At 68.9% G+C, this 21,997-nt stretch carries 19 protein-coding genes; 13 read left to right on the top strand and 6 right to left on the bottom strand.

The annotated features are described in order from the left end of the window. From BRW65_RS30125 to BRW65_RS30105, 5 genes are all read left to right on the top strand, one after another. On the top strand, positions 1-661 hold a 661-nt coding region (locus tag BRW65_RS30125; RefSeq protein WP_073881018.1), incomplete at its 5' end, for a universal stress protein. Between the two features lie 15 nt (positions 662-676). Further along, positions 677-2,137: an AAA family ATPase gene (locus BRW65_RS30120; RefSeq protein WP_139273328.1), complete on the top strand. Its 1,461-nt coding sequence runs from the start codon at positions 677-679 to the stop codon at positions 2,135-2,137. A 104-nt stretch (positions 2,138-2,241) separates the two neighbouring features. After that, complete coding sequence (locus BRW65_RS30115; protein ID WP_073881031.1) at positions 2,242-3,228, top strand: Acg family FMN-binding oxidoreductase; 987 nt, start codon at positions 2,242-2,244, stop codon at positions 3,226-3,228. Positions 3,229-3,253: 25 nt separating this feature from the next. Further along, the gene (locus tag BRW65_RS30110; RefSeq protein WP_073881029.1) at positions 3,254-4,357 is read left to right on the top strand and encodes a 3-oxoacyl-ACP synthase III family protein; all 1,104 of its coding nucleotides are present in this window, start codon (positions 3,254-3,256) and stop codon (positions 4,355-4,357) included. Beyond that, positions 4,341-5,228, top strand: a complete 888-nt coding sequence (locus BRW65_RS30105) for a 3-oxoacyl-ACP synthase (protein ID WP_073881016.1) — start codon at positions 4,341-4,343, stop codon at positions 5,226-5,228. Before BRW65_RS30110 ends, BRW65_RS30105 begins: the two co-directional genes overlap by 17 nt. An 89-nt stretch (positions 5,229-5,317) precedes the next feature. Here BRW65_RS30105 and ppsA read toward each other — a convergent pair whose 3' ends face one another. Continuing rightward, a complete protein-coding gene (gene ppsA / locus BRW65_RS30100; RefSeq protein ID WP_073881014.1) occupies positions 5,318-7,723 on the bottom strand; it encodes a phosphoenolpyruvate synthase in 2,406 nt (801 codons plus the stop codon). Positions 7,724-7,968: 245 nt separating this feature from the next. Between ppsA and BRW65_RS30095 the strand changes: the two genes are divergently transcribed. After that, positions 7,969-9,345, top strand: a complete 1,377-nt coding sequence (locus tag BRW65_RS30095; RefSeq protein WP_073881012.1) for a WS/DGAT/MGAT family O-acyltransferase — start codon at positions 7,969-7,971, stop codon at positions 9,343-9,345. Here the strand turns inward: BRW65_RS30095 and BRW65_RS30090 are convergent. Together BRW65_RS30090 and BRW65_RS30085 are read right to left on the bottom strand one after the other, a co-directional pair. Continuing rightward, positions 9,340-10,020: a PAS and ANTAR domain-containing protein gene (locus BRW65_RS30090; protein ID WP_073881010.1), complete on the bottom strand. Its 681-nt coding sequence runs from the start codon at positions 10,018-10,020 to the stop codon at positions 9,340-9,342. The genes BRW65_RS30095 and BRW65_RS30090 overlap by 6 nt on opposite strands. Positions 10,021-10,106: 86 nt before the next feature. Then, complete coding sequence (locus BRW65_RS30085) at positions 10,107-10,556, bottom strand: Hsp20/alpha crystallin family protein (RefSeq protein ID WP_073881027.1); 450 nt, start codon at positions 10,554-10,556, stop codon at positions 10,107-10,109. A gap of 145 nt (positions 10,557-10,701) precedes the next feature. On the opposite strand from BRW65_RS30085, the gene BRW65_RS30080 reads away from it, so the two are divergent. After that, positions 10,702-11,064 carry a MerR family transcriptional regulator gene (locus BRW65_RS30080; protein WP_073881008.1) on the top strand — a complete coding sequence of 121 codons (363 nt, stop codon included), beginning with the start codon at positions 10,702-10,704 and terminating at the stop codon, positions 11,062-11,064. A gap of 73 nt (positions 11,065-11,137) precedes the next feature. Next, positions 11,138-11,674, top strand: a complete 537-nt coding sequence (locus tag BRW65_RS30075) for a DUF1360 domain-containing protein (RefSeq protein ID WP_073881006.1) — start codon at positions 11,138-11,140, stop codon at positions 11,672-11,674. 5 nt (positions 11,675-11,679) lie between these two features. Here BRW65_RS30075 and BRW65_RS30070 read toward each other — a convergent pair whose 3' ends face one another. Next, a complete protein-coding gene (locus BRW65_RS30070; RefSeq protein ID WP_073881020.1) occupies positions 11,680-12,990 on the bottom strand; it encodes an NAD(P)/FAD-dependent oxidoreductase in 1,311 nt (436 codons plus the stop codon). A gap of 313 nt (positions 12,991-13,303) precedes the next feature. On the opposite strand from BRW65_RS30070, the gene BRW65_RS30065 reads away from it, so the two are divergent. The 5 genes from BRW65_RS30065 to BRW65_RS30045 all read left to right on the top strand — a co-directional run bounded on the left by BRW65_RS30065 (position 13,304) and on the right by BRW65_RS30045 (position 20,428). Further along, the gene (locus BRW65_RS30065) at positions 13,304-14,011 is read left to right on the top strand and encodes a GAF and ANTAR domain-containing protein (protein WP_073881004.1); all 708 of its coding nucleotides are present in this window, start codon (positions 13,304-13,306) and stop codon (positions 14,009-14,011) included. A gap of 49 nt (positions 14,012-14,060) precedes the next feature. Then, the gene (locus tag BRW65_RS30060) at positions 14,061-15,242 is read left to right on the top strand and encodes a zinc-dependent alcohol dehydrogenase (protein ID WP_073881002.1); all 1,182 of its coding nucleotides are present in this window, start codon (positions 14,061-14,063) and stop codon (positions 15,240-15,242) included. Between the two features lie 69 nt (positions 15,243-15,311). Further along, the gene (glgX, locus tag BRW65_RS30055; RefSeq protein ID WP_073881000.1) at positions 15,312-17,471 is read left to right on the top strand and encodes a glycogen debranching protein GlgX; all 2,160 of its coding nucleotides are present in this window, start codon (positions 15,312-15,314) and stop codon (positions 17,469-17,471) included. 307 nt (positions 17,472-17,778) lie between these two features. Next, entirely contained in the window at positions 17,779-19,572 is a 1,794-nt protein-coding gene (locus BRW65_RS30050) for a diguanylate cyclase domain-containing protein (RefSeq protein ID WP_073880998.1), read from the top strand. An 88-nt stretch (positions 19,573-19,660) separates the two neighbouring features. Beyond that, positions 19,661-20,428: an SDR family oxidoreductase gene (locus BRW65_RS30045; protein ID WP_084188103.1), complete on the top strand. Its 768-nt coding sequence runs from the start codon at positions 19,661-19,663 to the stop codon at positions 20,426-20,428. Here BRW65_RS30045 and BRW65_RS30040 read toward each other — a convergent pair. Both BRW65_RS30040 and BRW65_RS30035 read right to left on the bottom strand, forming a co-directional pair. After that, the gene (locus tag BRW65_RS30040; RefSeq protein ID WP_073880994.1) at positions 20,425-21,393 is read right to left on the bottom strand and encodes an aldo/keto reductase; all 969 of its coding nucleotides are present in this window, start codon (positions 21,391-21,393) and stop codon (positions 20,425-20,427) included. The genes BRW65_RS30045 and BRW65_RS30040 overlap by 4 nt on opposite strands. A gap of 9 nt (positions 21,394-21,402) precedes the next feature. Next, positions 21,403-21,997, bottom strand: a 595-nt coding sequence (locus BRW65_RS30035) for a sensor domain-containing protein (protein ID WP_139273326.1), incomplete at its 5' end; no start/stop codon positions are given.

Here is a 21,997-nt window from a genome sequence, read left to right as displayed (position 1 = left end):
CAAGATCGCCGAGGAGGCCGTCACCACGGACCGCAAGATCGACGTCCGCAGCGAGCTGCGGTGTGCACCCCCGGTTCCCACGCTGGTCGAGATGTCCAAAGAGGCCGAGATGATCGTGGTCGGCAGCAACGGACGCGGGGCGATGGGCAGGCTGCTGCTGGGTTCGGTGAGCAGCAGCGTGGTCCGCGGCGCGCGGTGCCCGGTCGCCGTCATCCGCGACGAGGATCCGCTGATGGAACACCCCCAGCAGGCCCCGGTCCTGGTGGGCGTCGACGGCTCGCCCGCCTCCGAGGCGGCGGTGGCCGTCGCGTTCGACGAGGCGTCGCGTCGCGGCGTCGCGCTGACGGCGCTGCACGCGTGGAGTGACGTCGACGTCTTCGAGCTGCCCGGGGTGGACTGGGCGGCGGTGAGGGGCGAAGCCGAGCGGAGCCTGGCCGAACAGTTGGCCGGCTGGCAGGAGCGGTATCCCGACGTCGCCGTGCACCGGGTCGTCGTTTCCGACCGGCCGGCCCGGCAGCTCATCGAACAGTCGGAGTCCGCGCAACTCGTCGTCGTGGGCAGCCACGGCCGGGGCGGCCTGACCGGCGTGTTGCTGGGTTCGGTCAGCAACGCCGTCGTCCACGCGGTCCGCATGCCGGTGATCGTCGCGCGGCCGTCCTAGGCTCGCGCCGCCGCCGTGCCGTTTCTCGATCTGCACGAAACCCACACGGGCGTGGTCGTTCTCGCCGGTGACCGCGCATACAAAGCCAAGAAGCCGGTGCTGACCGACTTTCTCGACTTCCGCGCGCCGCAGCAGCGCGAGCACGCCTGCCGCCGGGAGGTCGAGCTCAACAGCCGGCTCTCGCCCGAGAGTTACCTCGGCGTCGCCCACCTCACCGACCCGCTCGGCGGGCCGGCCGAACCGGTCGTGGTCATGCGGCGCTACCGCGACGAGGACCGCCTCGCGCACCTGGTGGCCCACGACACCGCAGGGTCGGTGCACCGCGTGCTGGACGCGATCGCGGCCGTGTTGGCCCGCTTCCACCAACGCGCCGAGCGAGGCGAGCGGATCGACGCCCAGGGCGGGGCCGCCGCGATCGAGTGCCGCTGGCGGGACAACCTGTCCGAATTGGAACGCTATGCGTCCGAATCCATTCGGGGGGTCTCGGCCGACGACGTCGCCCGGCTGCGCCGCCTGGTGGCCCAGTTCGTCGCCGGGCGCTCGCGGCTGTTCGCGCGGCGCGTCCACGAGGGATGCATCGTCGACGGGCACGGCGACCTGCTCGCCGACGACATCTTCTGGGTGGACGGGAAGCCGGCGCTGCTGGACTGCCTGGAGTTCGACGACCGGCTGCGCTACGTCGACCGCATCGACGACGCCGCCTTCCTCGCGATGGACCTGGAGTTTCTGGGCCGCAAGGACTTCGGCGACTACTTCCTGCGTCGCTACGCCGCGCACGCGGGACGGGGTGCGCCGCCGGCGTTGTCCGACTTCTACATCGCCTACCGGGCCGCGGTGCGGGCGAAGGTGGACTGCGTCCGGGTTTCGCAGGGCAGCCCGGGCGCGTCCGACGACGCCGCCCGCCACCTGGCCATCGCCACCCGGCACCTGCAGAGCGGCACCGTTCGGCTTGCGCTCGTCGGCGGCAACCCGGGCACCGGGAAGTCCACCGTGGCCCGCGGGCTGGCCGAATCGTTTGACGCGCGGCTTATTTCCACCGACGACGTGCGCCGGGAGCTTCGGGACTCGGGCGTCATCGCCGGTGCAGCCGGCGTGCTGAACGCCGGGCTCTACAGTCCCGACCAGGTCGCGGTGGTCTACGAGACCGCCCTGCGCCGCGCGCGGCAGTTGCTGGGCGAGGGACACTCGGTGATCCTCGACGGCACCTGGCGCGATCCGTCGACGCGCGAGGCGGCTCACCGGCTGGCCACCGAGACGCACTCGGCGCTCGTCGAATTCGTGTGCTCGACGACGGCCGACGTGGCGGCCGACCGGATCAAGACCAGGCCGGTGGGCAATTCGGAGGTGACCCCACAGATCGCCGCCGCCCTGGCCGCCGGGCACGCCGACTGGGCCGGCGCGCACCGGATCGACACCGCGCGGCGCCCCGACCTCGTTGCTCGCGAGGTGCACGACCTCTGGGCGCGCGCGACGTAACAGCGGAGGTTCCAACGTCCCGACCGTCGGGGACCAACGGCCCTGCCCGCACCCGCCGCACGGGGCATACAGTTTGCCTCACCGAAGTCGACGAAATGGTGGAGATGGACGCGAAAGTGCCGACGGAGCAGGTCATCCGGGACGCGGTGACACTCGCGTGCCGCGCGCCTTCGCTGCACAACAGCCAGCCGTGGCGGTGGGTGGCCGACGGCACGAGGCTGCACCTGTGGGCCGACCCGCGCCACGCGATGCACGCCACCGACCACACCGGTCGGGAGCTGATCCTGAGCTGTGGCGCCGTCCTCGACCACCTGCGGGTCGCCATGGCCGCCGCGGGCTGGGACAGCGTCACCGAACGTTTCCCGACCGAGGGCAGACCGGATCACCTCGCGAGCGTGGGCTTCTTGCCCGTGGCGAATGTGACGCCGCAGTGCCGGCTGCGGGCCGACGCGATCCTTCGCCGCAGCACCGACCGACTGCCCCTGGGCGCACCGCCCGCGTGGCCCACGCTGCATTCGGCTCTGAGCCGCGCGGTGACCCCGTACGACGTGACGCTGGACGTGGTCGACGACGACGAGCGGCCGAGGCTGGCCGAGGCGTCGCGCCTCACCGAGCAGTTGCGCCGAAGCGATACTTCCTACCTGACCGAATTACGTTGGTGGACGTCACCCTTCGAGGCGGACGCCGATCACGTGCCCGAAACCGCGCTGCTGTCCAGTTCCGAGGCCGCGCGCGTCGACATCGCCCGCGCGTTTCCGCCCGCCGGTGGGGGCCGCCGCCGCGCCTCAATCGAGGTGGACCACTCCAAGATCGTGGTCCTGTCCACTCATGGCGATGCGCCGGCCGAAGTGTTGCGCTGCGGTGAGGCGCTGTCGGCGGTGTTGCTCGAATGCACGTTGGCCGGCTTGGCCACCTGCACGCTGACCCACATGACGGAGCTGTCGCTGAGCCGCGACATCATCAGGCAGATCACCGGCAGTACCGGCCAGCCGCAGCTGCTGATCCGGGTCGGCCGGTCACCGTCCAAGGACCCACTCGCGAAACCCACCGCCCGGCGTCCGGTGACCGAAGTTCTCGAGATGCGTGGGTGATCCACACGCCAAGGAGGCGCCTTCGATGACTCGGCACTGGCTGGTGATGGAAGCAACCGGTAACGGCGACGAGGCTCCCTTCGTCGCGCGAGTCGCGGCCGCGGGCCGGCACCTGCCCGGGACTCACCTGACGACCGACGAGCTGATGGCGTCCACCCGCCACCACACCCACATCGACCTGGAACGGCTGACCGGGATCCGGGAACGCCGGGTGTCGGTGGGTGACGAGGATTCCTACACCCTGGCCAGCTCGGCGGCGCTGAACTGCCTGGCCACCGCGCAGCAGGATCCGGCGGCGCTGGACGTGGTGATCAGCTGCAGCATCACCAAGTTCCGCGACGGGCTGACCCAGTGGCTCGAGCCGACCATGAGCAGCGCCGTGGCGCGCGGGATCGGGGCGGTGAACGCGATGACGTTCGACGTGTCCAACGCGTGCGCCGGAATGCTCACGGGCGTAACGATTCTGAACAACTGGATCCGCCAGGGCGTCGTCCAGCGGGGGCTCGTCGTCAGCGGCGAGTACATCTCCCAGCTTTCCAACAATGCCGCCCGGCACATCCGCAACATCATGAGCAAGGAGCTGGCCTGCCTCACGCTGGGGGATGCCGGCGCGGCGCTGCTGCTGGAGCGGGCGCCGGCCGGTTCGGCCGGCATCGCCCTGGCGGGCTTCACCACCGTCGCCGACTACAGCCGGCTCTGCCTGGCGTATCCGCAAGGGGACGATCCGGGCGCCCGGATGTTCACCAACTCCCGCGCCATCCAGAAGGCCGCGATCGCCAACACCCCGCTGCTGCTGAGCGAAGTGCTTGACACCGTTGGCCTTTCGATCCACGACATCGACCACGTCATCACCCACCAAACCTCAGCGCGCGCCATCCGCAAGGGAATGGCCCGAATGTCGGAGGTGTTCGGCGACAGCCCGCGCCACGACGCGGTCATCACCGTCGACCGCTACGGCAACACCGCCTCGACGACCCACACGGTGGCGCTCGTCGAGGAACTCGAGGCCGGGCGGATCAAGCCCGGGGAGCGAATCGCGTTGCTGGCGTTGGCCTCCGGGCTGGAAATCGGTGTGGTCTTGTTGACCCTGGACGAGGATGTGGTGAGCCGCTATGGGCACGGTGATTGATCGGATCGACGTCTCGCATCCGCGGCTGCGGGGGCGGCACAGCGCGTTGCGCCTGGCCGTCGTCGCCGCCAAGGACTGCCTGAAGCGGGCCGGATGCGAGGCCAACGACCTCGACCTCGTCGTCAACGCCGGCATCTACCGCGACCGCAACCTCGGTGAGCCGGCGCTCGCCGCGCTGATCCAGGACGACATCGGGGCCAACCCGGAGGACCCGCACGCCGGCGCCCACGGCACCTTCTCCTTCGACATCGCCAACGGCACCTGCGGGCTGCTGACGGCGCTTCAGATCGTCGACGGGTTCATGCGCAGCCGCGTCATCCGGCGCGCGCTGGTGGTCGCCAGCGACGCCGACCCCGGGCACGGGATGAGCGAGCACTTCGGATTCTCGGCCACCGGCGCGGCGATGCTGTGCGGCTGGTCCGACGGCGACTACGGCCTCAGCCGCGTCTCCTGGGTGAACGACCCGAGTGAAGCCGGAGACGAAACATTCAGCGCCACAGTGGGGTTCGCCGATTCCCGCAACGTCCTGCGCTTCTCCGAGTCGGCGGCGATCCACGAGCGGTTCGCCGCGGCGGCGGCGCGAGCGGTGTCGGCGTGCCTTGCCGAGCAGTCGGTGCGGCTGTCCGACGTCGACGCGATCGTCGCCGCCCCCGCCCGGCCCGGATACCGCACCGCGCTGGGCGCCCGGTTGGGCGTGCCGGCCGAGGAGATCAGCGTCGCCGACGACGAACGCATGCACACCGCCGCCCTGGCCGCCGCGTTCGGGCAGCGGGCCGAGCGGTTGCCGGCGGGCGCGCGGATCCTGTTCGTCGCGGCCGGGCCCGACGTCGTCGCCGGCGCCGCCCTCTATCGCCAGCCACCGCGCCCCTGACGGTCCCCGCGACCTACGGCGAGATTGCGCTCAGGGTCGTGGATGGGCCCCCAACCACAGCCGTCACGGCAATCTCGGCGCGCGGCGGCTCACTGCAATTGCACCGCGCGCTCGAGGTCGAGGACCTGCCGGGTGGTCTTGACCACCACGTCGGGGTTAAGGCTGATCGAGTCGATACCACAGCGAACCAGGAACTCGGCCATGTCGGGGTAGTCCGACGGCGCCTGACCGCACAACCCGGAGTGAATCCCGTTGCGGCGGCAGCCCTCCACCGCCAGGCGGATCATCTCCTTGACGCCCTCGTCGCGTTCGTCGTAGTCGAAGGCCACGATCTCGCTGTCGCGGTCGACTCCGAGGGTCAGCTGGGTGAGGTCGTTGGACCCGATGGAGAACCCGTCGAATCGCTTGGCGAACTCGTCGATGAGGATGACATTGTTGGGGATCTCGCACATCGCGTACACCTTGAGCCCGTTCTCCCCGCGGCGCAGACCGTGTTTGGCCATCTCCGCCAACACCAGGTCCGCCTCGGCCACCCGGCGCACGAACGGCACCATCAGCACGACGTTGGTCAGCCCCATCTGTTCGCGCACCCGCTTCATCGCCCGGCACTCCAGCGCGAATCCCTCGGCGTAGGCCGGGTGCGCATAACGCGAGGCGCCGCGGAAGCCGATCATCGGGTTGCTCTCAGCCGCCTCGAAGCCGCTGCCGCCCACCAGGCTGGCGTACTCGTTGGTCTTGAAGTCCGACATCCGCACGACGACGGGCTTGGGCCAAAAGGCGGCGGCGATGGTGCCGATCCCTTCCGACAGGCGTTCCACGAAGAATTCGGCGCCGTCGGAATAGGCGTACGTCAGCGTCTCGATGATCCGCCGGGCCTCGGGGTCGTCCACCCGGTCGGGGTGGAGCAGGGCCAGCGGGTGCACCCGGATGTACTCGTTGATGATGAACTCCATCCGGGCCAGCCCCACGCCGTCGTTGGGCAGAAACGACGTCTTGAACGCCAGATCCGGGTTGCCGAGGTTGAGCATGATCTCGGTGTGCGGGCGCTCCTGGTCGGACACCTCGGTGTGGTCGACACGAAAGCCCAACTCGCCGCGGTAGACCCGACCCGTGTCGCCCTCCACGCACGACACCGTGACGAGCTCGCCGTCGGGCACGCGCGTCGTGGCGTCACCCGCGCCGACGACGGCGGGGATGCCGAGCTCGCGGGCGATGATCGCCGCGTGGCAGGTGCGCCCGCCGCGGTTGGTGACGATGGCCGCGGCGATCTTCATGATGGGTTCCCAGTCGGGCGTGGTGATGTCGGCGACCAGCACGTCGCCGGGCTGGAACTCCGACAGCTTCCCAAGGTTGTCCATCCGCCTGGCGATGCCCGTGGCAACCTTCTCGCCGACCGAGCGGCCCTCGGCGAGTACCTGCCTGCGGTCGGCGCCCTTGCCCTCGAGCACGTAGCTTTCGATCACCGTCTGGCTGCGCTGGGAGGCCGCGGTTTCCGGGCGGGCCTGCACGATGTAGAGCCGCCCGTCGAGACCGTCCTTGGCCCATTCGATGTCCATCGGCCGCCCGTAATGGGCCTCGATGGCGCACGCGTAGCCGGCCAGCTCGAGGACGTCGTCGTCGGTGACGCAGAACCGGGCCCGGTCGGCCTTCGGCGTGGGGATGTTGCGGGTGGTGTTCTTCGTCTCGCCCTCGACGAAGATCATCTTGACCGCCTTGTCCCCGATCAGCCGGCGCAGCACCGCCCGGTGGCCGGCCTGATACGTCGGCTTGTGGACGTAGAACTCGTCGGGGTCGACGGCGCCCTGGACCACGTTTTCGCCGAGCCCATAGGCGCCGGTGATGAATACGACGTCGTGGAAGCCGGATTCGGTGTCCAGGGTGAACATCACGCCCGACGAGGCGAGGTCGGAGCGCACCATCTTCATCACGCCGATCGACAGCGCCACCTTGAAGTGGTCGAAGTCCTGGTCGATCCGGTAGTGGATGGCCCGGTCGGTGAACAGGCTGGCGAAACACCGGCGGCAGGCGTCCAGCAGGCTCTCGGTGCCCTTGATGTTGAGGAAGGTCTCTTGCTGGCCGGCGAAGCTGGCGGTCGGCAGGTCTTCGGCGGTCGCCGAGCTGCGCACGGCCAGGCTGACGTCTTCGCCGTATTCGTCCTGAAGCTGCCGGTAGGCGGCCGTGATCTCGGCCGCGAGCTCCGGGGGAAGACCTGCGCCATAGACGATTTCGCGGGCCCGCTTGCCCTTGCGCGCCAGCGCGGTGACGTCGTCGGGGTCGAGGTCGTCGAGCGCGGCGTGCAACGCGTCCCAGGCGCCGGCGCTGTCCAGCACGTGCCGGTAGGCCTCGGCGGTGATCGCGAACCCATGCGGTACCCGCACGCCCTGTCCGGTCAGCTTCTGGAACATCTCGCCGAGGGAGGCGTTCTTTCCGCCGACTAGGGGTACGTCGGAGATGCCGATCTCTTCGAAGAAGCGGACGTAGGTGAAATCGCTCATGGTGTTCTTCTTCCGGTGGGGCGCATCAATACGCTTCGTCGATGCGGCAGCAGACGAAGATCGGGCAATGCGGTCGGGACCGTGCGGGAGGCGGCGGCGAAAGCATCTGCCCCGCTGCTCAATTGATCTCCTGTCACCCCCCTCACGATATGCCCGGAGGCCGGGGGCCACAGCCGCCGTTTGGCCTCAGTAGTTGAGGACTTACGGCCCTGCCAGCAGCGCATTGTGGCGCGGAGAGTAGCACCGTGGACCAATTGACGGCGCTGGACGCCGGTTTCCTCGAGGTCGAGGATTCCGATCCGCACGTGAGCCTCGCGGTGGGCGGGGTATCGATCGTGGAGGGGCCGGCGCCGACGTACCAGGAGTTCTTCGAGTCGTTCGCCGAACGGATCGCGACGATCCCGCGCTGCACGCAGGTGCTGCGGACCCATCCGCTCGACCTGCGCCCGCCGAACTGGGTGGATGACCCGCACTTCGATCTCGCGCGCCATCTGCACCGCATCGCCCTGCCGCATCCCGGTGGCGACGCGGAGCTGTTCGAGTTGATCGCGTCGTTGATGGAGCGCCGGCTCGATCGCGAGCGCCCGCTGTGGGAGTGCTGGATCATCGAGGGGCTCAGCGGAAATCGATGGGCGGTGCTGACCAAGATTCACCACTGCATCGCCGACGGCATCGCCACCACGCAGCTGCTGTCGAAGTTCAGCGACGACGCTGACGGCGACACGTTCGCCGCCGACGTCGGCGCCGCGAGGAAGCCGACCGGATCGGGTTCGGCCAAGGTGAGCCTCAACCCGTTGAGCTGGGTGAGCGGCCTCGGTCGCAGCGCGTTCGGTGCGGTGAGCGCGGCCGAACACGCGGCGATCGGCGCGGCCGAGTTGGCAGCCGGGTTGCTGCACCCCGCCCCCGACTCGTCGCTGCGCGGGCCGGTGACCGCGATGCGGCGGTACAGCGCGGCCCGCGCCAGGTTGACGGACATGCACAAGGTGGCCCGGACGTTCGGGGTCACGCTGAATGACGTTGCGCTGGCCGCGATCACACACAGTTATCGCGGCGTCATGCTGGCGCGCGGGGAACAACCGGGACGCGACTCACTGCGGACCCTCGTTCCGGTTTCGGTCCGCGCCGTGGACCACTTCAACGTCGCGGGCAACCGGGTTTCGGCGATGCTGCCGTTGTTGCCGGTCGACGAGGAGGACCCGGTGCGGCAGCTCAAGCTGGTGCATGATCGACTCAGCCACGCCAAGGCCAGCGGGCAGAGCGAGGGTGGCAGTGCGATGGTGGTGGCCGCAAAGCGCACCCCATTTGTGCTGTCCGCGTGGGCCATTCGCCTGCTTTCGCGAATCCCGCAGCGGGCGGTGGTGGCGTTGGCGACCAACGTGCCGGGCCCACGGAGCCGGCAGCGGCTGATGGGCCGTCGGGTGCTTGAGTTGTGGCCGATCCCGCCGATCGCCCTTCAGGTGCGCACCGGTGTGGCGATGCTCAGCTACGCCGACACGTTCGTCTTCGGCATCACAGCCGATTACGACACCGCGCCCGACATCGACGCGCTCGCCGCCGGCATCGAGGACGGCATGGCGCAACTGATCGCGGCCGCGCGCAAGAGGCGCCGCAAGTCGTCATGACCCCCCGGGCTGGGCGACGCGCTGGTGCGCGGTCAACAGCAAATGGTCGAACTCCGATTGGGCACCGAGGCGCGCACCGGCGGCGCGGAAATCCTCGGCGATCTGTTCGGCGAGCAGCCGCAGTTTGATATTCGCTTCCTGCGAAAGCCATTTGAGCAACTCGAAGGCCGCGGTCTCGCTGATGCCGTAGACGAGCATCAGCATGCCCTTGGCTTGTTCGATGCCGGCGCGGTTCTCGTTGATCTCCGCGAGCCTGGCGCTGACCAGCTCCTCGTTCGCCTGCCCCGGCGCCCCGGAGACGTCGATGTAGAAGCCGTGCGTTCCGATCACGTCGCCATCGTCGTCGAAGAGGCGGTCACCCACGACGACGACGTGGCGCACGTTGCCGGCGGTGTCGACGATCCGATGGCGGGTGCTGAACGCCTGGCGGGTGTTCACGATCTGGTCGATGGTCGCCGCGATCTGGCCGCGATCCTCCGGATGTTTATGTGAGAGCACCAGTTCGGTGGTGGGCGTGACGGTGCCGGGCTCGTAGCCGTGCATCCGCTGCACCTGCTCCGACCACTCCCAGCGCTGATCGGTGAAGTAGAAGCGGAACCAGCCGGCCGGTTGCGCGGCGCCGCCGGCCAACGCCCATTCGACGCTGGCCGTTTGACCGTCGAGCTCCCACTTCATCGCACCTGCGCTCCATGCCGTTGGGCCGGCGGTGGGCGGCGACCCGTGTGAAACCACACGGACCGGGCCGCCGCCCCCGCGGGCGATCAGGCGTTGATGACCTCGCGCTGCGAGGCGTTCTCGTCGATGGCCGCGTGCGTGTCCCCGCGGCCGACGGTGATCTTGCGCGGCTTGGCCCGCTCGGCCACCGGAATGTTCAGGCGCAGAACGCCTTCGCGGTAGGACGCCTCGATCTTGTCTGTATCGAGGTTGTCGCCGAGAACGAGTTGCCGGCTGAACACCCCGCGGGGGCGTTCGGTGGCCAGCATCTCCCGGTTGGGGTCGACGGCCGGCCGCTCGGCCCGCACGGTCACGACGTTGCGCTCGATGTCGATGTCGAGGGAGTCGACGTTGATGCCGGGCAGGTCGAACTCGACGACGAACTCTTCGCCCTGGCGCCAGGCGTCCATCGGCATCACCGCCGGCCGGGCGGCGGTACCGAACACCTGGTGTGCAAAGCGGTCGAGGTCACGGAACGGGTCGGTACGCATCAGCATGGTGGTCACCTCTCACTCCAATCTAGGCTGTGGTCTGGCAATTACCTATGTCTAATGACATAGATTTGATATAGCACTGTCGACACAATGGCGCAAGTGTGATAGATAGATTTCCTGAGCTAGCAGCTTCTCGAGGAGACGCGTGATGACCGACCAACGCGGCGATTTCGGCGCCCCGGCGCCCGATCACGGCGTGTACGGCATCTCGGTGGCCGCCGAACTTTCCGGCATCGCGGTGCAGTCGTTGCGCCTGTACGAACGGTACGGGCTGGTCACGCCGGCGCGAAGCGATGGCGGGACGCGGCGCTACAGCGCCGCCGACCTGGCCAGGCTCCGGCGGATCAGCGAGCTGGTCGACGCCGGCGTCAACCTGGCGGGCATCGCGCGCATCCTCGAGCTCGAGGACCACAACGCGACGCTCTCGGCGGCCAACACCGACCTGTTGTCCACCAACCGGACCCTGCGAAAGGCCGCGAAAGACGGGAGGTCCTCGCGCCAGGACGCCTGAGGCGCCTGCCGTCCGCCGATTGCGTTCACCGACACCGGGTACCCAGCCAGCTGTCCCAAACAAAGGAGAGGCGATGGCAGAGGTGGCGGAGGCCAAGGCCCAGGTGGTCGACGGCGCGCGGCGCGAGGCGGACGAATACCGCGGCGACGAGCCCCGCCCGTTGGGCGGCTACCTGGCGGTGCTGGCGATCTACGGCGCCGTGGTGGCCGTCGCGACGGTGGCCGCGCTGCTCACCGGGCGCACGTTGCCGACCCGGTGGCGCATCCAGGACCTGGTCACGGTGACGCTGGGCACCCACAAGCTCTCGCGGACCCTGACCAAGGATGCGGTGACGAGCCCGTTGCGGGCGCCGTTCACCCGCTTCGCCGGCCGCGGCGGACCGGCGGAGGTCATGGAGGAGGTCCGCGACGAAAGCCCGCTTCGGCACAGCCTGGGCGAGTTGCTGACCTGCCCGTTCTGCCTGGACATGTGGGTGGCGACCGGCTTCGCCATCGGGCTGGTGTTCGCGCCGCGCTGCACCCGCCTGGTCGCCGGCGTCTTCACCGTGCTGACCGGGGCCGACTTCCTGCAGCTCGCCTACGCCAGGGCGCAACAGGCGGCCGAAGGCTGAGGCGCTCAGCCCGTCTTCGGCATCGGGATGCCCTCGCTGGCCGCGAACTGTGCGTCCTCCTCGGATGACAACCCGATGGACACGACCGACCGGTCGAACAGCAGGTCCGTCAGGTAGGCCAGCGCCACCGCCCACCGGTTGACCCCCCGCGGGATCGCATACAGGTGGTAGCCCCGGGTCACGAATTTCGCGGGCAGCCCGGACAGGTGGATGTTGAGCGGGTTGGCCACCGCATGCCATGGTCCCAGGTCGACCACCAGGCCGAGGTTGCGGTGCTTGTACTCCTTGGGGGTGCCGTGACCGAGGCTGGCCGCCACGTTGCGGGCCAGCACCTTGCCCTGCCGTGTCGCGTGCTGGGCGGTCGGCGGCGTGACCTTGCCCGGCTGGGTCAGGTCGGGCACGGCGGCCGCGTCGCCGGCGGCAAACACGTCCGGCTGCTCCGGCACCCGCAGGTCCGCCCCGACTTTGAGTCGGCCCCGCTCGGTCGGCAAGCCTAGGTCCTGGATCAGCGGCGCGCCCGTGACACCGGTCACCCACGCGATCGTGCGGGTCTCGACGCGCGAATCATCGCTGAGCACAACGTGATCGGCGTGCGCCTCCTTGAGTGTCACGCCAAGCCGGACGTCGATGCCGCGCCGGCGGAGCACCTTCTGCGCGGCGTCACCGAGCTTCTTGCCCACTTCCGGCATCACCTGCTCGGCCAGGTCGAGCAGCAGGAACTTGACGTCGGCGGGGTCGAAGCGCATCTGCTTGGCGGCCGCGTCGGCCAGCGCGCGCAGCTGCGCCACCAACTCGGTGCCCGAATAGGAGGCGCCGACCACGACGACCGTGCGCCGCGCCGCCGCCACCCGCGGGTCGTCCTCTATGTTGGCCAGCTCAAGCTGCTCCACGAAATGGTCTCGCAGGTAAAGGGCCTCGGCGGTGGTCTTCAGCCCGCGCGCGCGGGTCGCCAGCCCCGGCACGTCGAACAACCGCGTCACCGAACCGGGCGTGAGCACCAGCCGGTCCCAGGACATGGTGTGGTTGCGCTCCTCCGGATCGCGCCAGGCCAGCGTGTGCCGGTCGAAGTCCACGCCATCCACGCGCCCGCGCACGGCGTGCACGCCTTTGAGGGTGTTCGCCAGCGGGATCGCGACGAAGCGGGCGTCGACCACCCCGCCGGCGACGTCGGGCAACAACGGCGTGTAGAGCATGTAGTCCACCGGGGAGATGATCGTGATGTCGACCCGCGCGCGCCGTCGGCGCAGAATGCGGGCCAAACGATGTGCGCAAGTGAATCCGGTGAAGCCGCTGCCAACGATCACGATTGAGGTCACCAATCCGAGTGTAGGACGGCTTGTCCCCGAAGATCGGGTGCGTGGCGGCATGAAAGTCGGCGACCGCGACCAAAACTGTTTATTCCGAGCGCGTTACGTGTATTCAGTGGGACGGAAGATGATCACGCGGTCGTCGCATCGACGCGACGGCCTGGCGACGCGCGGGTTGCGCTTCGTATTCTGGCCTCTAGACTTCGTTTTGTGGGTTGACGCACCGAAATGCCCTTCGCACGCTTGAATGAACGAGGCATGGCTCTCGGGAAGCAGCCTGCGGGGATTCGATGCCGGGGGGCCGACCCTCGAGAGGGGTGCCATGCACGACGGCAGTGCGGTAGTGGTGACCCAGTTGGCCGAGCTCGTGTCCAACCTCGAGCGCGAGGAAACCGATATAGCTTCGGGGCTGAACCAACTCATCGGCAACGGCGTCCTGCACGTGGCGGGCAGCCAGTACGCCGGCATCACGCTGGCCGAGCGGAGCAAGACGGTCATCAATGTGGCAGCCACGCATCGGTATCCGATCCTGCTGGACGCCATTCAGAACCGTTACGGGGAGGGGCCGTGCCTGGAGGCCGCGTGGCGGCACCACGTGATGCACGTCGAAGACCTCGCCGCGGACGAACGGTGGCCGCGGTATCGGCGCTACGCGATCGAGCAGACGCCCATTCGGTCCGTGCTGTCTTACGAGTTGTTCACCGACCACGGCACACTGGCCGCGCTGAACTTCTACGCCGACACCCCGCACGCGTTTCCCGACGACTCGGTGGAGCTGGGTGCCGTTTTCGCCACACACATCGCGCTGGCGTGGTCGATGCTGCGCCGCCAGGGCCAATTCCGAAGCGCTCTGGCGTCGCGCGACATGATCGGTCAGGCCAAGGGAATCATCATGGAGCGTTTCAATCTGGACGCCGTCGAGGCGTTCGAACTGCTCACCCGGCTCTCGCAGAAATCCAACACCCGGATCATCGACATCGCGAAGTCGCTGATCGACAACGAGCATCCCCTCAAGCGCCGGGAGCGCTAAAGCGGGCCGCCGCGTTTCGGCCCGCGCCACGCGGGTATGTGCCACGCACATGAAGGCTGTCACATGGCACGGCAAGCGCGACGTGCGCGTGGAGTCGGTGCCCGACCCGGAGATCGAGCAACCCACCGACGCCATCATCGAAGTCACGTCGACCAACATCTGCGGCTCGGACCTGCACCTGTACGAGATCCTCGGGGCCTTCATGAAACCCGGGGACGTCCTCGGGCACGAACCCATGGGGATCGTGCGCGAGGTCGGCGGCGAGACGGGTGACCTGCGCGTCGGGGACCGGGTGGTCATCCCGTTCCAAATCTCTTGCGGCAGTTGCTACATGTGCGACCAACAGCTCTACACCCAGTGTGAGACCACCCAGGTCCGCGAGCAGGGGATGGGAGCCGCGTTGTTCGGCTACTCCGAGCTCTACGGTGAAATCCCCGGCGGGCAAGCCGAGCTGCTGCGCGTCCCGCAAGCGCAATTCACTCACGTCAAAGTCCCTGTGGGGCCGCCGGATTCGCGATTCGTCTACCTGTCCGACGTGCTGCCCACGGCGTGGCAGGCGGTGGCCTACGCCGACATCCCGGCCGGCGGCACGGTCACCGTGCTCGGCCTGGGGCCCATCGGTGACATGGCCGCGCGCATCGCCGACCACCTGGGCTTCAGGGTGATTGCGGTCGACCTGGTGGCCGAGCGCCTGGGCCGCGCCGCGCAGCGCGGCATTCACACCATCGACCTGGGGCGGCTCGAGGCCTCGCTGGGCGACGCGATCCGGGACCTGACCGACGGGCGGGGTTCCGACTCCGTCATCGACGCGGTGGGCATGGAAGCGCACGGGTCCCCGGCGGCCAAGTTCGCCCAGCAGGCCACCGGCATGCTGCCGGACTTCATCGGCAAGCGGCTCATGCAGACCGCCGGCGTGGACCGGCTGCACGCCCTCTACTCCGCCATCGACATCGTGCGTCGCGGCGGCACGATCTCGCTGATCGGCGTGTACGGCGGGATGGCCGACCCCCTGCCGATGCTCACCCTGTTCGACAAGCAGGTGACCCTGCGGATGGGCCAGGCCAACGTCAAGCGATGGGTGGACGACATCATGCCGCTGCTGACCGACGACGACCCGCTCGGCGTCGACTCGTTCGCCTCCCACGTGCTGCCGCTAGACCAGGCCCCGCACGCCTACGAAATCTTTCAAAAGAAGCAGGACGGGGCGGTGAAGGTCATGTTGCGGCCCTGAAAACCGTTTTGCTGCAAGGCCTTCCGAACCGCAGTTTGGGAAAGGCCCCGGTAGGGTATTGATTGCGCCATGACATCCGCAGAAGCCGCTGGAGCTTTAGCCCCGACGCCCACCGGAGAGGTGTGGCCGGGCCGCGCCTACCCCCTGGGCGCCACCTACGACGGGGCGGGCACCAATTTCGCCGTCTTCAGCGAAGTGGCCGAGCGGGTGGAGCTGTGCTTGTTCGATGCCGACGGCGCCGAGAGCCGGGTCGCGCTGCCCGAGGTCGACGGCTACATTTGGCACGCCTACATCCCCAACATCGAACCCGGCCAGCGCTACGGCTACCGCATCTACGGCCCGTACGACCCGCAGAACGGCTTGCGGTGCAACCCGAACAAACTCCTGGTGGACCCGTACTCGAAGGCCATCGACGGGTCGTTCGAGTGGAACCAGGCGCTGTTCAGCTACAACTTCGGCGACCCGGACAGCCGCAACGACGACGACTCGGCCGCGTTCATGCCCAAGTCGGTGGTGATCAGCCCCTACTTCGACTGGGGCAACGACCGGCCGCCGGACCACCAATACGCCGACACGGTCATCTACGAGGCGCACGTCAAGGGCCTGACGCAAACCCACCCCGACATCCCCGAGCAGCTGCGCGGCACCTACGCCGGCGTCGCGCACCCGGCGGTCATCGACCACCTCAAGAGCATCGGCGTCACGGCCATCGAGCTGATGCCGGTGCACCACTTCGCCAACGACTCCACCCTGGTGGAAAAGGGCCTGTCGAATTACTGGGGCTACAACACGATCGGGTTCTTCGCGCCCGACTTCAAGTACTCCAGCGCCACCTCGCCCGGCGGGCAGGTGCAGGAGTTCAAGGCCATGGTGCGGGCGCTCCACGAGGCCGGCATCGAGGTCATTCTCGACGTCGTGTACAACCACACGGCCGAGGGCAACCACATGGGCCCGACGTTGTCGATGCGCGGCATCGACAACCCCTCCTACTATCGGCTGGTCGACGACGACAAGCGCTACTACATGGACTACACCGGCACAGGCAACAGTCTCAACGTCGGGCACCCGCACGCGTTGCAACTGATCATGGACTCGCTGCGCTACTGGGTGACGGAGATGCACGTCGACGGCTTCCGGTTCGACCTGGCCGCGACGCTGGCCCGGGAATTCTTCGACGTAGACCGCCTGGCGGCGTTTTTCGAACTGGTGCAACAGGATCCGACGGTGAGCCAGGTCAAGCTGATCGCCGAGCCGTGGGACGTCGGTCCCGGCGGTTACCAGGTGGGCAACTTCCCGCCGCAGTGGACCGAATGGAACGGTAAGTACCGCGACACCGTCCGGGACTTCTGGCGCGGCGAGCCCGCGACGCTCGACGAGTTCGCCTACCGGCTGACGGGATCGGCCGACCTCTACGAACACACCGCGCGCCGCCCGGTCGCGTCGATCAACTTCGTCACCGCCCACGACGGGTTCACGCTGCGAGACCTGGTCTCCTACAACGAGAAACACAACGAGGCCAACGGCGAGGACAACAACGACGGCGAGAGCCATAACCGGTCGTGGAACTGCGGCGTGGAGGGTCCTACCGACGACCCGGACGTCAACGCGCTGCGCGCCCGCCAACAGCGGAACTTCCTCACCACGCTGCTGCTGTCGCAGGGCGTGCCGATGCTCTGCCACGGCGACGAGCTGGGCCGGACGCAGAACGGTAACAACAACGGGTACTGCCAGGACAACGAGATCACCTGGATCGACTGGTCGAAGGCCGACAACGGCCTGCTGGAGTTCACCCGCCTCGTGTCGGCGCTGCGCGCCAACCACCCGGTCTTCCGCCGGCGCCGGTTCTTCTCCGGCAAGCCGCTGGGCCGCCGCGGCCAGGACGGGCTGCCCGACATCGCCTGGTTCACCCCCGAGGGCACCGAGATGACCGAGGAGGATTGGGGCACCGGATTCGCGAAGTCCGTCGCCGTGTTCCTGAACGGGCACGGCATCCCGGACCGCGACGCGCGGGGTCAGCGCGTGCTCGACGACTCATTCCTGCTCTGCTTCAACGCCCACCACGAGCCGATCGAGTTCACCTTGCCGCCAAAGGAATTCGGCGCCGCCTGGCAACTCGTTGTCTTCACCGGACCGGAGGAGGAGACGCCCGCGGAGGAGGTGCCCGGCGGGGGTGCGCTCACCGTGGACGCGCACACCGCCGTGGTGCTGCAGGCACCGGACGGGGGCTGACGAGGCCGGTTAGTGGGCTTTGCCGGCATGACCGAACACGTCGCGCCGGACTAGCCCTCGCTGGCACCAGTTACCTTGCGCCAGCCGGGCGGACGCGGCGATGTACCGCGCCAAGCTGGGCTACCGGACACCGTCGTTCCGGAATCAGACGACCGAGTTACGCGCACACCGCGGTGGTGCGGCAAGCCCCGACCACCGACGCATGACGGCGCGCGCTTGCGCCAATGATGACCTCGGCGGACATTTTCGCGCACAATATTCCTGCCGCGTAACCTCGCGGCGTCTCCACGGGCAGGAAGGGCTGCCAATGGGTCGGGGGGTCCCAGACGCGCGCCTGGAAACCGCGCTGCCCCGGTTCGCTCGGGCGATCGTCATCTTCGTCATCATCGTGGCCGCGGTCACCTGGGTGGGCTGGACCACCGGCGTCGACCCGTTGACGCGCCTCTATCCGACGTGGCCGGTGATGACGCCCTGGACGGCGTTGTGCCTGGCTGCGTTGGGGGTGGCGGTGCTGGCGCAATCGGCCCAACCGTCTCGCGCCCGGGTGTGGGCCGGGCGAGTGTTGGCTATCGCGGTGGTTGTCTTCGCCGTCGTCGTGCTGGCGGAGTGGGTCACCGGTAAGTCGTTCGGCTTGGACCAGGCATGGTTTGGCGATGCCGTGCGGATGCGGCAAGCGTCCTGGCCGGGGCGCCCCAGCCCGCAGACGGCCGTATCGCTGTTAACAGTCGCCTCCACGGTCGCCCTGATGCGGGTGGAGCGCGGTGTCCGCTTGGCCTGGCCGCTGTGCGTGGCGGCCGGTGCGGTCATCCCGCTCCTCACCGTCGCGGCATATCTGTTCGACGCCTTGGCTTTGGTGGGGGTGTCCACCTCGACCGGTCAGGCGATGGCCACCGCCTCGGGTCTGCTGCTGCTCATCGTCGCGGTGTCGTTGGCGCGCCCCGACCGGCCGCCGCTCGCCTTGCTCCTCGACCGGCCGGACTGGCGCTCGTTGGTGCGCTTGGCGGGCATTCTGGCCGCTTTCCCCCTTGTCGTGGCGCTGGCCAGGGCGACGTTCCTGGCACTCGGTCTGCGCGGCGAGCATACGGAGTGGACCCTGTCGATAGTGGTGGGCACGCTCGTCGTCGGAGCGGTCACCTTCTACTTGAGCCAGCGTGAGCAGAAAGAGCTCATACAGAAAGAGCTCGTCAGCAAGCTGCGGGTCGATGCCGAAAACCGCTACCGGATCCTTGCCGACAACGCGGTTGATGTCATCGTCCACCTGCGCAATCGTGAGGTCGCCTGGGTATCGCCGTCGGTGTCCGCGGCGCTCGGCGGGCCGCCCCAGCGGTGGCTCGATGCCGGCTTCACCAATCGCATCCATCCCGAGGACCGCGAGACGCTCGACTCCGCGCTGCAGCGGGTCGCCGACGGTGAGACGCTCATCCATAGATTCCGGGTGCTGTCCGTCGATTCCGGGTACCGCTGGGTCGACGGCCACGCGAAGACGTATGTCGATGCCGACGGCAAGACCGATGGTGTGATCGCGGCGTTGCGGCTTGCGGACGATCAGGTCGAAACGGAGCGGCGACTCGAACGGTTGGCCCACTTCGACACGCTGACGGGGCTGGCGAACCGCGCCGAAATCATGCGTCGCCTCGAGTCCGCGCTTGCGGAGCCAGGGTCTCCCGGCACCTACGTCGGCGTCCTGTTCTGCGACGTCGACCACTTCAAAGACATCAACGACACGTGGGGGCACGGTGTCGGCGACATCGTGCTGGCCACCCTGGCAGCACGGATTCGCGACAGCGTCCGCAGTCAGGACGCCGTCGGGCGCATGGGCGGCGACGAGATATTGATCGTGCTGCCCGGTGTGCACGGTATCGACGAGGTTGCCGAGATCGCCGACGGAATCCGTCGCAACACCGGCGAACTCGTCGACATCGGCGGCAATGCGATCCGCACCAACCTGAGCATCGGTGCCACCATCGCCCTCGCCGGAGAGCCGGTTTCGTCGGTCACCGCCCGCGTGGACGAGGCGATGTACGAGCAGAAGAGGGGCGACCGCAGTGCCGTGACCCGATTCTCGTTGGAGCGATCGTCGCGGCGGACACGCCGGGCTTGACCTGCCCGGCGGTGACATGTTGAGCGACCGCTCGATACGCTGTGCCGACGGCGGCTCGTTACAAGAGAGGGCGAATATGTCAAGGACAGTGGTGGTGGGCGCCTCCAGCGGGCTGGGTCGCTGCATCGGTGTCGGCCTCGCCGAGCGGGGCGATCAGGTCGCGCTGCTGGCCCGGCGCCGCGAGCGCATCGAGTCGGCCGCGAAGGAGGCCGGCCCAGGCGCGGTTGCCATCGAATGCGACGTCACCGACGAGGCCTCGTGCCGGTCGGCCATCGCCGCCGTCGTCGACGCCCTGGGCGGGATCGACAACCTGGTGTACACGCCGGCGGTCGGCCCGCTGGTCCGCATGGTCGACACCGACGCCGAGACGTGGCGGCGCGTCTTCGACACCAACGTGATCGGCGCCGCACTGGTCACGGCGGCGGCGATGCCCCACCTGACTGAGTCGACGGGCAAGGTGGTTTACCTGGCCTCCGACGCGGGCACCTTCGGGCCGCCGTGGCCGGGGCTCGGCGCGTACGGCGTCAGCAAGGCGGCCCTCGAGCGGCTCGTTGAGGCGTGGCGGGCCGAACACCCGGACGTCGGCTTCACCAACCTGATCGTGGGGGAGTGCGGGGGCGGCGAGGGCGACGCGGCGACGGGAATGACCACCGGCTGGGACATGGACCTCGCCATGAAGGCCGCCCCGCTGTGGGCCTCGCGCGGCTGCATGCCCGGCAAGCTGATGCCGGTGGAGGACCTGATCGACGTGGTGCACACCATCCTGCGCACCAACTCGTCGACGTCGATGCCCGTCGTGGTGGCCAGGGGCGCGCCGGCGAGCCCCGCCGCGTTCGCGGACTCGCCGTCGGCCTAGCGGCCCAGCTTCTCGCGGACCAGGTCGGTCAGGAAACGCCCGGCCGAGGTCGGGCGGAAGGCGCGGGCCGCTCCGGTGAGCGCCTCGCGGGCGTCCGGGGGTAGGTCGATGTCGGCGGCGGCGACGTTGAACTCGAGCTGTTCGACGCTGGACGCGCCGGGGATGGCGACGACGCCCGGGTAACTGATCAGCCAGGCCAGCGCGACCTGGGCCGGCCTGGCGCCGACGGTGGTCGCGACGTCGCGCAGCGTCTGCAGCAGGGGCTCGACGCGGCGCAGGTTCTCGGTGCCGAACAGCGAGTTGAGCGCCCGGATGCCGCCGGGCCGGTTGTCCAGGCCGTACTTGCCGCCCAGCAGTCCCTGCTCCAGCGGGCTGTAGGCGATCACGATGCGGTGCTCCCGCTCGGCGAAGGGCACCAGGTCCTCCAACGCGCCGGCGTGCGCCAGCGAGAAGTGCACCTGATTGCTGACCACCGGCCGGCCGAGGGCCGCGTCGGCCTTTTGCCACCGGGCGAGCGAGTAGTTGGAGACGCCGACCGCGCCGATCTTGCCGGTGTCGAGCAGCTCGCGCATGCCCGGCATGATCACCGTGTCGGGCACCAGCGGGTTGGACTGGTGAATCTGGTAGAGCGGGATGCGGTCCAGCCCCAGCCGCGCCGCGCTGGCGCGCTCGCGCTGCTTGACCACGGCGGGGAACGGCGCCACCGGCATGATCTTGCTGGCGACGGCGACGTTGGCGCGCGCGTCGCCCAGCGCCTCGCCGAGGATCCGCTCACTCTTGCCCAGCCCGTAGACCTCGGCGGTGTCGAACAGCGTCACCCCCAGGGCCAGGGCGCGGCGCACGATCTCGCCCGCGTCGCCGGAGGCGTAGCTCTCCCCGTAGCCCCACTCCCGTGACCCGAACTGCCAGGTCCCCAGGCCGATCCGGCTGACCCGGCCCACTCCGTCGACGTCGACATACTTCATCCGCTCACCCTAGCCAGGCAGCTTGCCCAGCACGTAGGTGGCGATGCCCAGCCCGCCCTGCCGCGGCTGCCCGCTGTCGGTCGTGCCGCTGCAGGACACCATCAGGTCGACGATGACGTTCGCCTTGGCCGCGATGACGCGGGCGGAGCGGATCTGCACTCCGCGCGGGGTCAGGTCGAGCGCGGTGATGCCGTTGCCGGCGTCGGCCGGCGCGCCCACCGAAAACGCGAGCGCCTCCCCGTTGGGCGGCGTCAGCGTCACGGTCGAGCCGCCGCATTGGCGCCATCCCGACAGCAGCGTCGACAGTTGGGCCCTGGCCGCCGCCGGGTCGTGGAAGGCCACGACCGCCTCGATCACCTGGGTGGACTTGAGGAAGCTGCGCGAGTCGCGGAACTCCGCCGCCCGGTAGCCGGTGACGCCGCCGCCGGCGTAGGCGTCGGGCGTTCCGGGGGCGATGCTGCCCCAGCATTCCGGCCGGTCGATGGCCCCCTGCGCGCTGGAGCGGCCCAGGTTGTCCCACGTCTGGCCGGCCTCGAGGTTTTGATCGGGCATGAACACGCCGTACGCACAGTGATGGCATCGAAAAGAACCAAGCAGCCTGCCA

This window comes from Mycobacterium paraffinicum, from assembly GCF_001907675.1.
In the GTDB taxonomy this organism is placed as follows: domain Bacteria; phylum Actinomycetota; class Actinomycetes; order Mycobacteriales; family Mycobacteriaceae; genus Mycobacterium; species Mycobacterium paraffinicum_A.
Note: the sequence above shows the minus strand (reverse complement) of the source record. Positions and strands in the feature narration are given on the sequence as shown.